We start from the raw sequence: 14493 nt of genomic DNA, 5'->3' as shown, positions 1-14493 counted from the left end.
GAGATATCGGCCTGAACGGGGGCGGGGCACCCGGGCGGCCTGAGCGGAGGCGGGAGCGGGCGTGGCGGGCCGCGGCGGTCCTGGCGCGTGACTGCCGGTCCGCCGGCCCGCCGGGCTGGGTGTCCGACCAGGTGGCCGGGCGTCCGCCGGTACCGGTGACGGGCTGCGCCCGGAGCGGTCCGGCGCGCGTCCCGCGTCCCCGCCGGACGGCGACCGCGACCGCAGGCACGCCGGAGCCGGGCTCGGTCCCGGTCCGGTCGGCATGCCCGGCGGCCGCTTCCCGGCGCGCGGGGGGACCGAGGGCGAACCGGAACCCGCCGGGGAGACCGGGAGACCGGCGGGCGCCGGTGCCGGGGCGGCCCGGACTTCCTGCGGGCCGCCCGCACGCACCCGCCACCGCGCGTGGCCACCGGACGACGGCGGGCACCGTACGCGGCCCCCGCCGTCATCCCCCGGCGGGGCCGCGTCACGCGGTGGCGGTCAGTGCCTTCGGCGGTTCCTGCGTGTACAGCACCCCGAGCTGCTGCGTCGCCCGGGTGAGGGCCACGTACAGGTCGCTCGTGCCGTAGGCGGCCGGCTCCACCACCAGGACGGAGTCGAATTCGAGGCCCTTGGCCTGGCGGGGGTCGAGCAGGACGACCGTCCGGGTCAGGTCCGGCTCGGCGCCCGCGGTGACCCCGTCCAGGCGCGCCGCCAGGGAGCGGTGCAGTGCGCGCGGCGCGATCACCGCGAGGCGGCCCTCGGCCGGGGTGAGTTCGGCGACCGCCTCGGCCACCGCGCCGGGCAGGTCCCCGGCGGCCCGGCGCACCCAGGGACGCACTCCCGTGGAGCGGACGGAACCGGGCGGCTCGAAGTCCGGGTCGCCCTCGCGGACCACGGCCGCCGCCAGGTCCATGATCTCCGCCGGGGTGCGGTAGTTGACGCCCAGGCGGGTGTGCTCCCAGCGGTCCTCGACGTAGGGGGCGAGGATGTCCGCCCAGGAGCCGACGCCGGCCGCCTCCGCCGTCTGGGCGGGGTCGCCGACCAGGGTCATCGAGCGGGTCGGGCTGCGTCGCATCAGCAGCCGCCAGGCCATCGGCGACAGCTCCTGCGCCTCGTCGACGATGATGTGCCCGAACGCCCAGGTGCGGTCGGCCGCGGCCCGCTCGGCGGCGCTGCGGTGGTCCGCCTCCTCCTGCCGCTCGGCGAACCGCTCGGCGTCGATGATGTCGTGCGCGGACAGCACCTCGGACGCCTCCGGGTCGTCCTCCTCCTTGTCCTCGAACTCGTAGGTGCGGGAGGCGTAGGAGACGTCGAGGACGCCCTGGGCGTAGGCGATCTGGGTCTCGCGTTCGCGCTCCGCGCGGGCCCGCGCCGGCCGGTCGTCCTCGCCGAGGAGTTCGGCGGCCTCGTCCAGCAGGGGTACGTCGGCGACGGTCCAGGCGCGGGTCACCGGACGGCGGATGGCGTCGGCGTCCGCGGCCGGGAGGTACCCGTCCGGGTCGGCGAGGAAGTCGGCGACCAGCCGCTGCGGGGTGATCCTGGGCCAGAGCCGGTCGACGGCGTCCCACAACTCGGGGTTCTCGGCGATCTCGTCGCGGATCTGGGTGACGTCGGAGGCGTCGAGCAGGCTGCTGCCGTCGTAGGGGTCGGTGCCGACGCGTTCGGCGTACAGCTCGGTGAGCGTGTTGAGGATGTACCCCTCGAAGTACTCGCGGGCCGCGTTGTGCGGCAGACCGGCCGCCCGGGTGCGCTCGCGGGCGACGCGGACCAGGCCGTCGTCCAGCATGAGCACCTCCCGGTCGTGCGCGACGGCGACGACAGGGTCGGGCAGGGCCTGCCGATCACGGACCGCGGCGGCGAGCGCGTCGGCCATCCGGGCACCGCCCTTGACGGCGGCGGCCTCGGGGGTGTCGACGGCGGTGGCCTTCACGCCGGGGAACAGCTCGCCGACGGTGGCCAGCAGGACCCCGGTCTCGCCGAGCGAGGGCAGCACCTCGCCGATGTAGCCGAGGAAGGCCGGGTTGGGGCCGACGATGAGCACGGCCCGGCGGGCCAGCAGGTCCCGGTACTCGTACAGCAGGTAGGCCGCGCGGTGCAGGGCGACCGCGGTCTTGCCGGTGCCGGGCCCGCCCTCGACGACCAGTACGCCGCGGTGGGGCGCCCGGATGATCCGGTCCTGCTCGGCCTGGATGGTCTGCACGATGTCGCCCATGCGGCCGGTGCGGGCCGAGTTCAGCGCGGCCAGCAGCACGGTGTCGCCGTTGTGGTCCTCGTGGCCGGTGCGGGTGGCGTCGCCGAGGTCGAGGATCTCGTCGTGCAGCGAGGTGACGGCCCGGCCCTCGGTGGCGATGTGCCGGCGGCGGCGCAGCCCCATCGGGGTGTGGCCGGTGGCCAGGTAGAAGGGACGGGCGACGTCGGCCCGCCAGTCGACGAGGACCGGGGTGCGCTCGGCGTCCTCCGTGCGCAGCCCGATCCTGCCGATGTGGTGCCTGGTGCCGTCGCCGAGGTCGATCCGGCCGAAGCACAGCGAGCCGTCCACGGCGTTCAGCGCGGCGAGCAGGTCCGAACGCTCGGCGACCAGGATGTCCCGCTCCAGCCGGGCCTGCATGGGCTTGTCGCCCTGGGCGAGCGCGTCGGCGACGGCGGTCTCGGTCGCGCCGCGCAGCACGTCCACGCGCGCGTACAGTCCGTCGATGAATTCCTGCTCGTCCCGCATTTCATCGTCCGGAAATTGGCTGTTCGACAGATCCGCGTTTGACAATTCCGCTCCCACCCGAATATACTGTGGTCATTGAACTTCCCCGCGACCGGAATACCTGATCCGTGGAATTCGAGTCGCGAACCATTGAATATACGCACGGAAATCCCCCGGACGCAATTGTCCGGGGGATTTCCGTTTGCGTCGGGGGACGCGGGGTCGGGAGGGTCAGCCGGCCGTGCTCCTCGCCGGCTCCCGCTCCTCGTCCCGAGTCTCGGGGGCGCCGGAGCCGCGGCGCGGCAGCAGGATCGCCACCAGGACCGTGCCGACGCCGAGGACCACCGCGCCGACCAGGCTGGTGTGGGCCACCGCGTCGGAGAAGGAGGAGCTGACCGCGTCGGCCATCTGCCGGGCGCCGGCCGCCAGCTCGCCGGCCTGCTGCTTGAGCTGCGCGGCCTGCTGCGGGTCGGTCGCCTGCTGGGCCCGCGCCGCGGCCTGGTGCGCCTTCTCGCCGATGCCCTGCGCGACGGCGTACCCGGCGCCGACCGAGTCCTGGGCGGTGTCCAGCGCCCCGGCCGGGAGCTTGCTGCCCGCGGTGGCGTCGCCGAGGTGGTCACCGTACGACGTGGCGAGGAGCGAGCCGAGGATGGCGATGCCGAGGGAGCCGCCCAGTTCCAGCGAGGTGTCGTTGACGGCGCCGCCGACACCCAGCTCGGACTCCGGGAACGCGCCCATGATGGCGTCGGTGCAGGGCGAGAGGGCGAGGCCGATGGCGAGGCCCAGGATGACCAGCGGGGCCACGAAGTCGCCGTAGGTGGAGCCCGCGTCGACCCGCGTCAGCAGGGCCAGCGCGGTGGTGCCGGCGACCATGCCCGCGGTGACGGTCCACTTCATGCCGACCCGCGGGGTGAGCCAGCCGGTCAGCGCCGAGCCGGCGAACACGGCACCGGCGAGCGGCAGCATGCGCACACCGGTCTCCAGGGCGTCGTAGCCGAGGACGAACTGGAGGTGCTGGGTGAGGTAGTAGAAGGCGCCGAAGACCGCGAGGAAGAACAGGGCGACGGCGAGGTTGGAGCCCGCGAACCGGCGGCCGGCGAAACGGCGGACGTCCAGGATCGGGCGCGGGTGGCGCAGCTCCCACAGGACGAAGGCGACCAGGCCCGCGCCCGCGACGACCGCCGCGCCGACGGCCTTGGCGTGCCAGCCGAAGTGCGGGCCCTCGATGATCATGTAGACCAGCGCGCCGGTCCACAGCACGGACAGCAGTCCGCCGACGTAGTCGATGCGGTCGTGGTGCCCGGCCCGGGACGGCGGTACGAGGACGAAGGCGGCGACGATCGCGACGGCCGCGACCGGCACGTTGATCAGGAAGGTCGAGGACCAGCCGTGGTCGCGCAGCAGGGCGCCGGCGACCACCGGCCCGGCGGCGATGGCGAGCCCGGCCGTGGCGGTCCACAGGGTGATCGCCTTGGCGCGTTCGGTGCGCGGGAAGGTCGCGGCGAGCAGCGAGAGCGTGGCCGGCATGATCAGCGCGGCCCCGACACCCATGACGGCACGGGCGGCGATGACGGTCGCCGCGCTGTCCGCGAGGTAACCGAAGACGGCGCCCGCGCCGAACACGACGAGGCCGAGGACGAGCGCCCCGCGGCGGCTGTACTTGTCGCCGATCGCGCCGAGCAGCAGCATCAGCGCCGCGTACGGGACGGTGTAGCCGTCGATCACCCATTGCAGGTCGGCGCTGGAGAGGCCGAGGCCCTTCGTCATGTCGGGCGCCGCCACCGTGAGGGCGGTGTTGGCCATCACGATGATCAGCAGGCTGAGGCAGAGCACCAGCAGCGCCCACCAGCGCCGGGCGTAGGGGCGCTCCATCCTTTCGACCGGTTCGGTCATGACGAGTCGCATGGCAGGGGTCGCCTTCCTCGGGTACGCGACAGTACTTGCACAGCAGCGTACAATTGCACAACGATGTGCAATGTACGCCGTTGCACAGTACTGTGCAAGCCGGGCCGAGGCCCTCCGCGCGAACTCCGGGGAGGCACAATGACCGCCATGACCACGGGTAGCACCAGCCGCGCCGACGCAAACCGGCGCCGCATCCTCGACGTCGCCCTCGCCGAACTGCTGCGCGATCCGGACGCGTCCATGGACCAGATCGCGCGCGCCGCGGGGGTCGTACGGCGGACGGTGTACGGCCACTTCCCCAGCCGGGAGGCGCTGATCAGCACCCTGATGGACGGGGCGGTGGAGGCGCTGGTGGACGCGGACTCGCGGGCCCGCGCCGGTGTGAGCGACCCGGCGGAGGCGGTGGCCCGCTCGGTGCTCGCGCTGTGGCCGGTCGCCGACCGCTACCGGCTGCTGATCGCCCTGGCCCAGCGGACGGTCACCGTGCAGGGCATCCGCGAACGCCTCGCCCCGCTGCGCGAGAACAAGATCCGCCTGCTCCAGCGGGGTCTCGACGAGGGCGTCTTCAGCTCCCCGCTGCCCGCGCCGGCCCTCGCGTACGTGCACGAGCAGATGCTGTTCGCGGTGATGGAGGCGGTGAACGACGGCCTGGTGCCGGCCGGCGACGCGGGCCGCGCCGCCACGGTCGCCGTCCTGACCGCCGCGGGGGTACCGACCGCCGCGGCCACCGCCCTGGTGGCCGAGGTGTCGTAGCCCGCGCCGCGCCCCGGGACCGCGAAGGGCAGACCGGCGCGGCAGCCGCCGGACGCCGGAGCACGGGATCGGGCCCCGCCGCGTCGCCCCGCACTGCCGGGGCGGAAGGGTCCCGCGACGCACCGCGAGCGACCGGGCGCGGATGCGAGGCCCGGCGCGGGGGGACGGAGGGAAGGCAGACGGCCGGGGCCGGACCGGGCCAGGGTGCCGTCGGCGCCGACGTGCCGGCCGGGGCCGGCGTGCGGGGCCGTGTTCGCGGTGATGGCCGGGCGCCCGGCCCGGGTTCAGGCCGGGCCGGGCGTCCGGGGCTTCGGTGGTGTCAGACCCCGGCCGGCTCCTTCTCGCCGTCCTCGCGGGCCGTGGGCTCCTCGCCGGTCGCCGGGCGGCCCTCGTCCAGCAGGGTCGTCTCGTCGAACGGCAGCTCGCCGGCGAGCACCCGCCGTACCCGTACCGTGTCGATCTCCTTGGTCCAGGTGCCCACGAGCACGGTCGCGACCGCGTTGCCCGCGAAGTTCGTCAGCGCCCGCGCCTCGCTCATGAACCGGTCGATGCCGACGATCAGCCCGACCCCGTCCACCAGCGCGGGCTTGTGCGACTGGAGGCCGCCGGCCAGCGTGGCGAGCCCGGCGCCGCTGACCCCGGCCGCGCCCTTGGACGCCAGCAGCAGGAAGAGCAGCAGCGGGATCTGCTCACCGACCGACATCGGCGTGCCCAGCGCGTCCGCGATGTACAGGGACGCCATGGTCATGTAGATCATCGTGCCGTCGAGGTTGAACGAGTAGCCGGTCGGCACCGTGATGCCGACGACCGGCCGGCTGACGCCCAGGTGCTCCATCTTCGCGATCAGCCGCGGCAGCGCGGACTCCGACGAGGACGTGGACAGGATCAGCAGGAATTCCCGGGCGAGGTACTTGAACAGGGAGAACACGTTCAGACCGGCGACGATCCGCAGCAGCGCGCCGAGCACGAGGAAGACGAACAGGAAGCAGGTGAGGTAGAAGCCCAGCATCAGCACGGCGAGGCTCTTGAGCGCGTCGACGCCCGCGGAGCCGACCACGGCCGCGATCGCCCCGAACGCGCCGACCGGCGCGGCCCACATCACCATCGACAGGATGCGGAAGACGAGCCGCTGGACGTGCTCGATGCCCCGCAGCACCGGCTGCCCGGCCGTCCCCAGCGCCTGGAGCGCGAACCCGGCGAGCAGCGCCACGAGCAGTGTCTGGAGCACCTGGCCCTCGGTGAACGCGGACACGAAGGTGGTCGGGATGATCGACAGCACGAAGTCCACCGGGGGCAGCGCGTCGCTCTCGATCTGGGCGTGCCCGGTCTGCCGGAGCGCGTCGGTCAGGTGGAGCCCGTCACCGGGGTGCAGCACGTTGCCGACCACCAGCCCGATGGCGAGCGCGACGAGGGACATCACGAGGAAGTAGCCGAGGGCGATGCCGCCGACGGCCCCCACCTTCGCGGCCTTCCGCACGGAACCGATGCCGAGCACGATCGTGCAGAAGATGATCGGCGAGATCATCATCTTGATCAGGTTCACGAATCCGGTGCCCAGCGGCTTCAGCTCCACCGCGGCGTCGGGCCAGATCAGCCCCACGGCGATGCCGAGCGCGACCGCCGCGATGACCGCGATGTACAGGTAGTGGGTCCGGTCCCGCTTCACGCGGGGTGCGGCAGGTGCCGTACCGGGGGTGCTGGCGGCCACGACTGCCCTCCTTGACGTCTTCGTCGGCGAACAACCGGCGTGCGGCTCACGTCCGGGCGTTGGGGGAACGCCTGGACTATCTCCCGGGCTGTGAGGGCGGTCACCCTTCCGTTCATTGAGTTCACGCCGGACCGCGGAGGCAGACTGCTGGCATGCGCCTGACCCCCCTCCCGCGACCCCGCAGCCTGGCCGGCCAGCTCTTCGCCGTGCAGGCCGTGCTGATCGCGCTGGTCGTGGCCGGGTGCGCGCTGTTCACCTACGTCAGCGACCAGCGCCAGGCCGAGGGCTCCGCCGCCCGGCAGGCCTCGGCGGTGGCCCGGTCGGTGGCCGACTCGCCGTCGGTCCGCACGGCGATCCGCACCGCGGACCCCACGGCCCGGCTGGAGCCGTACGCCCTCCAGGTCACCCGGGACGCCAGCGTCGACTTCGTCACGATCATGGACCCGTCCGGTATCCGCTGGACCCACCCCGACCGCGGCCAGATAGGCCGGCCCTTCCTCGGCACCATCGAACCCGCCCGGCACGGCCGCACCTTCACCGAGACCTACACCGGCACGCTCGGCCCGTCCGTCCGCGCGGTGACCCCCGTCACGGACCACGGCCGGATCGTCGGGCTGGTGAGCGCCGGGATCAAGGTGGAGACGATCAGCGCCCGGGCCCAGGACCAGGTCGCGGCCCTGCTCGGGGTGGCCGGCGGCACCCTGCTGCTGGGCGCGGTCGGCACGTACGTGGTCAACGCCCGGCTCCGCCGCCACACCCACGGCATGAACGCCGGCGAGCTGAGCCGGATGCACGACTACCACCAGGCGGCACTGCACGCGGTCCGCGAGGGGCTGCTGATGCTGGACGGCCAGTACCGGGTGGCGCTCGTCAACGACGGCGGCCGGGATCTGCTCGGGGTGGGGCCGCGGGAGGAGGTGGTGGGCCGGTCGGTGGCGGACCTCGGTCTGCCGGCCCCGCTGACCGGTGCCCTGCTGTCCTCGGCGTCCCGGGTGGACGAGGTGCACCTGACGGCGTCCCGGGTGCTGGTGGTGAACACCTCCCCCGTGTCGGGCGGCGAGCGGCGGGGCACGGTCGTCACCCTGCGCGACGTGACCGAGCTCCAGTCGCTGATGGGCGAGCTGGACTCGGAGCGGGGCTTCAGCCAGGCGCTCCGCTCGCAGGCGCACGAGGCGGCCAACCGCCTGCACACCGTCGTCTCGCTGATCGAACTGGGCCGCGCCGAGGAGGCGGTGGAGTTCGCCACCGCCGAACTGGAGCTGGCGCAGGCCCTCACCGACCAGGTGGTGGCGGCGGTCGCCGAACCGGTGCTGGCCGCCCTGCTGCTGGGCAAGGCCGCGCAGGCGAACGAGCGGGGCGTGGAGCTGGTGGTCTCGCCGGACAGCCGCCTGGACGACGGCCTGCTGCCGCCCGGGCTGTCCACGCGGGACCTGGTCACGATCCTCGGCAACCTGATCGACAACGCGGTGGACGCGGCGCGGGGGACGGCGGGGGCCAGGGTGACGGTGACGGTGTACGCCGGGGCCGCCGAACTGGTGCTGCGCGTGTCCGACACCGGCCCCGGGGTCGATCCGGCCCATGCCGGCCTGGTGTTCCAGCGGGGGTTCTCCACGAAGCCGGCCGGGCCCGGCGGGCGGGGGCTCGGACTGGCCCTGGTCCGGCAGGCGGCGATCCGCCACGAGGGCACGCTGACGGTGGCGGAGAACGCTGAGAGCGGCGAGAGCGATGAGGGCGGCGGGGACGGCGGGAGCGGAGCGGTGTTCGAGGTGCGGTTGCCGTTGCGGCCGGGGGCGGGCGCCGCGCGGGTGCCGTCCGGGGAGAGCACCCGATGACGGGCGGGCGGCAGCCGATCCGCGTCCTGGTCGTCGAGGACGACCCGGTGGCCGCCGACGCGCACGTGCTGTACGTCGGCCGGGTGCCCGGGTTCGTCGTGGTCGGCAGGGCGCACACCGGCGCGGAGGCGGGACGGGTCCTGGACCGGACGCCGGTGGACCTGCTGCTCCTGGACCTGCACCTGCCGGACGTGCACGGACTCCGGTTCGCCCGCTCGCTGCGGGCGGCCGGGCACCACGTGGACGTGATCGCGGTGACGTCGGCGCGGGACCTGGCGGTGGTGCGGGAGGGCGTCTCGCTGGGCTTCGTCCAGTACGTGCTGAAGCCCTTCACCTTCGCGACGCTGCGGGACCGGCTGGTCCGCTACGCCGAGTTCCGCGCGGCGGCGGGCGAGGCGAGCGGCCAGGACGAGGTGGACCGGGCGCTGGGGGTGCTGCGGGCGCCGTCGCCCGCGGCCCTGCCGAAGGGGCTGAGCGGGCCCACGCTGGAGCGGGTGACGGGGGCGCTGCGCGATACGGCCGCGGAAGGGCTCACGGCGGCCGGGGTGGCCGAGGCCGTGGGCATCTCGCGGATCACCGCCCGGCGCTACCTGGAGCACCTGGTGGACGCGGGCCGGGCGGTGCGCAGTCCGCTGTACGGGCAGGTGGGCCGCCCGGAGCTGGTGTACCGGTGGGTGCCGCAGGGGCGGTGAGCGCGACGGCCCCGGCGGCTCGCGCGGGTGCGTCGGCACGGATGCGTCGGCACGGGTGCGGGGCCTCCGCCTCGCCGATGACCGGCGCGCGGGAGTCCCCGCCCCGGAATCCGGCGGCGTCGCTCAGCCGCCCCCGCTGCCCGGCCCGAAGGGCACGGCGTACTGCACCACGCGCACCCCCAGCCCCACGACCGCGGCCGCCTCCAGCACGGACACCGTCACCAGCCCGGCCGGGGCGTCACCTCCCGCCCAGTACACGACGAGCGCGCTCAACGGCACGACGCAGAAGGCGAGCAGGTCGACCACGCACTGGGTGACCTTCCGCGAGAAGCGCCGGGCGTCCCCCCGGTGCGCGGTCTCCCAGCGGAAGACCTCACCGCCCTCGGCCTGGGCCAGTGCGGCGAGCCGGGGACCCAGCTCGGTCCGGACGTACGCCCCTATCGCCGAGATCTTCTGGTCGTTGACCAGGTACGTCCAGCCCAGCACGACGCTCACCGGCGGCAGCGCGAGCAGCATCACCGGCTGCTCGGCCTGGGCCGCCGCGGCGATGACGGCCGCCACCACCGTGAGGGTGACGTACAGCAGGTTGTCCCGGAACCCGATCCGGGTCTTCTGCTCGTCCTTCACCGTCTGGTATTCGGTGAGCAGCAACTGCCCCACGGTGACGTCTCGTTCCGGCACACGGACTCCTTCCCCCGGCACTACCCTAAGAGTGTGCCGCAGACTCGACCCACCGTCCTGGTCCTGACCGCGCTGCCCCTGGAGTACGCCGCCGTGCGGGCGTACGTCCCCGAGCGGGAGGAACTCGTCCACGCCAAGGGGACCCGGGTCGAGACGGGCCGGCTGCCGGACAGCGGCTGGCACCTGGCGATCAGTGAACTGGGCGTCGGGGCCGAGCGCGCCGCCGCCCTCACGGCCCAGCTCATCGACTGGCTGCACCCCGAGGCCGTCCTCTTCGTGGGCGTCGCGGGGAGCCTGAAGGACGACATCGGGATCGGTGACGTCGTGGTCGGCACCCAGGTCTACGAGATCCACGGCGGCAAGCAGGCCCACGACGGCTTCAAGGTGCGCCCGCGCGCGCTGCCCGGCTCGCACGCGCTGGAGCAGGCGGCGCGTTCCGCGGCGCGGGACCTGCCGGACGTCCGGGTGCACTTCGCGCCGATCGCGACCGGTGACGTCGTACTGGCCGACTCCCGGTCCGGCATCGCCCGGCACATCGAGGCGCATTACAACGACGCGGGCGCCATCGAGATGGAGGGCTCCGGAGCGGCCCAGGCGGCGCACCTGAGCGGGCAGGTGGACATCCTCGTCGTGCGGGGCATCAGCGACCGCGCGGACCGGGACAAGCAGCGGGCCGACGCGGGCGGCTCGCAGCAGCGGGCGGCCGCGCACGCGGCGACCGTGGCGGCCGCGACGCTGCGCAGGCACCGGCCCCGCCGTACCGGCCCCGGCGACTCCGAGGAGGGGCCCCAAGGGGGTTACGGGGGCGACCACATCGACTTCCGGGGCGGGGTCTTCCACGGGCCCGTCATCGGCAAGCGGGTCGGAGACCGGTAAGGGCCCGGCCCACGGCCCGGTCCCGCGCGCGACCACCGTCCTGCCGCCCCGCCCCTTCGGCTTCACCGGCCGGTCGGCGGAGCTGGACCGCCTGCTCCCCCGCCTCGCGCCCGTCGAGGACGGCACGACGACCGCGCTGCCGCTGCTCGTCTTCGCCGTCACCGGCATGGGCGGCATCGGCAAGACCGCGCTCGCCCTGGAGGCGGCGCACCGGGCGCGCGCGCAGGGCTGGTTCCCGGGCGGGACGCTCTTCGTGGACCTGCGCGGGTACGACGACGACCCGGTCACGGCCGACCAGGCGGTCCTGGCCCTGCTCGACGCGCTCGGCGTACGGGACCGGGACCTGCCGCCCACGGCCCAGCGCCGGTACGACGCGTACCGCGCGCTGCTCGCCGGGCGGCGGGAGCGGACGCTGCTGGTCCTGGACAACGCGTCGGACCCGTCCCAGTACGTGCCGCTGCTGCCCGGCACGGACCGGCACCGGGTGCTCATCACCTCTCGGGACCGCCCCGACGCCCTTCCGGTACGCCTGATCGACCTGGAGACACTCGATCCGGACGAGTCGGTCGCCCTGGTGACCCGCGCCCTGCACGGCACCGACGAACGGGACGACCGCCCGGCCCGCGAAGCCGCCGCACTACGGGAACTGGCGGAACTCTGCGGCCACCTGCCCCTGGCTCTGCAGATCGCGGCGGGGATGCTGCGCCGGCGCCGCCACCGGGACATCGCCTCCCTGGTGACGGAGATCCGGGACGCGGGGGACCCGGCCGCCGTCCTCGACCACGGCAGTCCCGGCGCGGACCTGTACGGGCGCTCACTCGTCCTGCGCCCCGTACTGGAGACCTCCTACCGCCGGCTGCCGCCCGGCCAGGCCCGTCTGCTGCGCCTGCTCTGCCTGGCTCCGGGCGCGGAGACCGGGACGGAGGCGGTCGCGGCCCTGACGGGCCTCGGCGCGGAGTCCGCGCTGTCACTGCTGGAGGAGCTGGCCGCCACCCACCTCGTCGCGCCGGTACGGAGCGGCGACGGCACGGCTTCCGCGCTCCGGTGGCGGCTGCACGACTTCGTGCGGGGGTTCGGGGCCGGTGTGGTGGCGGGGGACGCGGAATTGCGGGAGGAGGGGGAGGCGGCACGGGAACGGGTGCTGGAGTTCTACCGGCGATGGACGGAGGCGGCCGACAACCGGTTGCGGTGGGCGCCGGAGGTGGCGGAGCCGGACCGGTTCGGCAACTGGGAGGAGGCCCTGGCCTGGCTGGACGGGGAACGGGCGGGCCTGGTCGCCGCGGTGGAGTGGGGGCGGGAGAAGAGGCACGCGTTGCCTGCGATGGTGCTGGCTCAATGCCTGGCGAAATACCTGCTCCGGCGACGGTATTTCGACGACTGTCTCACCGTCGCGGACGCGGAGCGGGAAGCCGCCCGCCTTGTCGGACACCGGCTGGGCGAGGCCGTCGCGTGGAACAACCTCGGCAATGCCCTGATGTCGACGGGCCGGGTGGAGGAGGCGATCGACGCCCTCACCCGGGCCCGCCGCCTGTACCAGGATGCCGGAGACCACCACCGCGAGGCGATGGCGTGGGACAGTCTCGGCCTCGTCCTACGGAGCGCGGGCCGGGTACGGGAGGCGATCGAGGCCCTCACCCGGGCCCACCGCCTGTACCGGACCGTAGGGGACCAGCACGGCGAGGCAGGCGCGATGAACAACCTCGGCATCGCCCTGCGGATCACGGACCGGCTGCGGGAGGCGGTCGACGCCTTCACCCGGGCCCGCCACCTGTTCCGGACCGCAGGGGACCGCCGGAGCGAGGCCGCGGTGTGGCACAACCTCGGCCTCGCCCTGTACATGGAAGGCAACGTGGGAGCGGCGATCGAGGCGTACGGCAAGGCACTGGAACTGGGACAGGAGTTCGACGACTGGTACCGCGACGGTCAGACCTTCTACACCCTGGCCATCGCCCACCAGGCCGCCCACTCCCCCGCCGGGGCACGCGCCGCCTACCTGCTGTCCGCCGACGCCTTCACCCGCGCCAACGCCCCCGACCAAGCCGCCCGAGCTCGCGCAGCGGCCACCGCGCTACCGGAGTAGCGTCCGCGTCACTCCGCGCACCCCCGGGCCTCCGGCCAGGGCAGCACCGCCCACATCCGCGTCCCGCCGCCGGGTTCGCGCGCCTCCCCGAACCCCCACTCCCCCGCCCCCGCCCCCGCCCGCACCACGCACCCGAGCACCCGCAGCGCCGCCCGCCTGCGGGTGTCGCAGGCCGCCGCCAGCCGGGGGTGGGAGTGCCGGGGGTGTCCGTCGTAGACGATCACGCGTACGGCGCCGTCCCGGTACCGCAGGGACACGTAGACCTCGCTGTCAGGGGTGAACTTGCAGGCGCAGGAGACCAGTTCGGACACCACGTGGACCACCGCGCCCTCACCGACTCGCGCGAAGCCCTCCGCGCCCTCATCCACGGCATCAAGGCCGGGGAGGCGGACCACCCGCTGTAGCGCGCCGTGGTGCGATCCGGGCGTCGCGAGCATGAGTAACGCGAGGTAACCGCAGGTCACCCGGGTGACACGAAGTGCCAGGTCACCCGGCGCGATCACCCCGTACGTTCCTACGATGCGTGATCTCGGCCGAACCGACCGTAGTCAGGATGCCCGCGCCCCCCTACCTTGTCCCGGGTGCGCCACTCAGCCCGACCGAACCCCCCGGCTCCCCCGTTCAACGCCCCCGCGGCCCGCCGGCTGCGCGCCGCGCTGGGCATGCGGCCCGAGCACGTCGCCTACGGAATGCGTGCCTCGTACGGCCTGCCCTACGTCACGCCCGATCTCGTGATCGCCTGGGAGCGTGGCACCGTCGCGCCCGGCAACCCCGAACTGACCGCGCTGGCGGGTGTCCTGTGGTGTTCGCCGGGCGAACTCATCGGCCGGCCGCGGACGCTGCGCGAGCACCGCATCGCCCGGGCGGTCGCCCCGGAGGACGTCGCCCACGCCGTCGGCATGGAGCTGCGCGCGTACCAGCGGGCGGAGGAGAGCGGGCAGTGGCGGGGCAACGAGCGGCAGTCGGCCGCGCTGGCGCAGATCCTGGACCTCGCCCTGCCCGACTTCGTCGCCGTCACCGGCCGGGAGGCGAAGCTGACCGATCTGCTGCACAGCGCGGTGACCACCCGCTGGCAGGCGTACGTGCGGCCGGTGATGCGGATCGTCCCGCTCGACAAGGAGGTCCTGGAGTACGTGCTCCAGGAGCTGCACCAGGACTACCAGGGGCACATGACCGCCACCCTGAGCTGGGGCGGCGGCAGCAGGAGCGCGAGCGAGACCGGGGAGAGGTTCCTGGAGGGGATCGTCGGCAACTTCTGGGCGGGGGTGGCGGCGAGGACCGGCTGACGG

At 74.2% G+C, this 14493-nt stretch carries 11 protein-coding genes; 6 read left to right on the top strand and 5 right to left on the bottom strand.

Annotated features, from left to right (window positions below; all coding sequences use genetic code 11):
• Positions 1-466: 466 nt before the first annotated feature.
• Complete coding sequence (locus tag ACZ4K2_RS05535) at positions 467-2698, bottom strand: HelD family protein (protein WP_467479552.1); 2232 nt, start codon at positions 2696-2698, stop codon at positions 467-469.
• 210 nt (positions 2699-2908) lie between these two features.
• Positions 2909-4582, bottom strand: coding sequence for an MFS transporter (locus tag ACZ4K2_RS05530; RefSeq protein ID WP_467479550.1), 1674 nt, complete (start codon positions 4580-4582; stop codon positions 2909-2911).
• 138 nt (positions 4583-4720) lie between these two features.
• Between ACZ4K2_RS05530 and ACZ4K2_RS05525 the strand changes: the two genes are divergently transcribed.
• Complete coding sequence (locus tag ACZ4K2_RS05525; protein WP_467479548.1) at positions 4721-5335, top strand: TetR/AcrR family transcriptional regulator; 615 nt, start codon at positions 4721-4723, stop codon at positions 5333-5335.
• Between the two features lie 319 nt (positions 5336-5654).
• Here the strand turns inward: ACZ4K2_RS05525 and ACZ4K2_RS05520 are convergent, their stop codons facing one another.
• A complete protein-coding gene (locus ACZ4K2_RS05520; RefSeq protein ID WP_467479546.1) occupies positions 5655-7043 on the bottom strand; it encodes a cation:dicarboxylate symporter family transporter in 1389 nt (462 codons plus the stop codon).
• Positions 7044-7195: 152 nt separating this feature from the next.
• On the opposite strand from ACZ4K2_RS05520, the gene ACZ4K2_RS05515 reads away from it, so the two are divergent.
• Together ACZ4K2_RS05515 and ACZ4K2_RS05510 are read left to right on the top strand one after the other, a co-directional pair.
• Positions 7196-8875 (top strand): sensor histidine kinase, encoded by a 1680-nt coding sequence (locus ACZ4K2_RS05515; protein ID WP_467479544.1) that lies wholly within the window; start codon positions 7196-7198, stop codon positions 8873-8875.
• Positions 8872-9567, top strand: a complete 696-nt coding sequence (locus ACZ4K2_RS05510; RefSeq protein WP_467479542.1) for a response regulator — start codon at positions 8872-8874, stop codon at positions 9565-9567. The genes ACZ4K2_RS05515 and ACZ4K2_RS05510 overlap by 4 nt, the downstream gene beginning before the upstream one ends.
• A gap of 123 nt (positions 9568-9690) precedes the next feature.
• Here ACZ4K2_RS05510 and ACZ4K2_RS05505 read toward each other — a convergent pair whose 3' ends face one another.
• Positions 9691-10248 (bottom strand): hypothetical protein, encoded by a 558-nt coding sequence (locus tag ACZ4K2_RS05505; RefSeq protein ID WP_467479541.1) that lies wholly within the window; start codon positions 10246-10248, stop codon positions 9691-9693.
• Between the two features lie 33 nt (positions 10249-10281).
• Between ACZ4K2_RS05505 and ACZ4K2_RS05500 the strand changes: the two genes are divergently transcribed.
• Both ACZ4K2_RS05500 and ACZ4K2_RS05495 read left to right on the top strand, forming a co-directional pair.
• Positions 10282-11124, top strand: a complete 843-nt coding sequence (locus ACZ4K2_RS05500; protein ID WP_467479539.1) for a 5'-methylthioadenosine/S-adenosylhomocysteine nucleosidase family protein — start codon at positions 10282-10284, stop codon at positions 11122-11124.
• 166 nt (positions 11125-11290) lie between these two features.
• On the top strand, positions 11291-13204 hold the full coding sequence (locus ACZ4K2_RS05495) for a tetratricopeptide repeat protein (protein WP_467479538.1): 1914 nt from the start codon (positions 11291-11293) through the stop codon (positions 13202-13204).
• A gap of 8 nt (positions 13205-13212) precedes the next feature.
• On the opposite strand, the gene ACZ4K2_RS05490 is transcribed toward ACZ4K2_RS05495, so the two are convergent.
• Positions 13213-13572 carry an ATP-binding protein gene (locus tag ACZ4K2_RS05490; RefSeq protein WP_467479536.1) on the bottom strand — a complete coding sequence of 120 codons (360 nt, stop codon included), beginning with the start codon at positions 13570-13572 and terminating at the stop codon, positions 13213-13215.
• A gap of 204 nt (positions 13573-13776) precedes the next feature.
• Between ACZ4K2_RS05490 and ACZ4K2_RS05485 the strand changes: the two genes are divergently transcribed.
• Positions 13777-14490 (top strand): XRE family transcriptional regulator, encoded by a 714-nt coding sequence (locus ACZ4K2_RS05485; protein WP_467479534.1) that lies wholly within the window; start codon positions 13777-13779, stop codon positions 14488-14490.
• Positions 14491-14493 lie beyond the last annotated feature (3 nt).

The sequence above is a fragment of the Streptomyces sp. NPDC025833 genome, assembly GCF_055558055.1.
The sequence above is the reverse complement of the archived record's forward strand: the minus strand, read 5'-3'. Positions and strand labels throughout refer to the sequence as shown.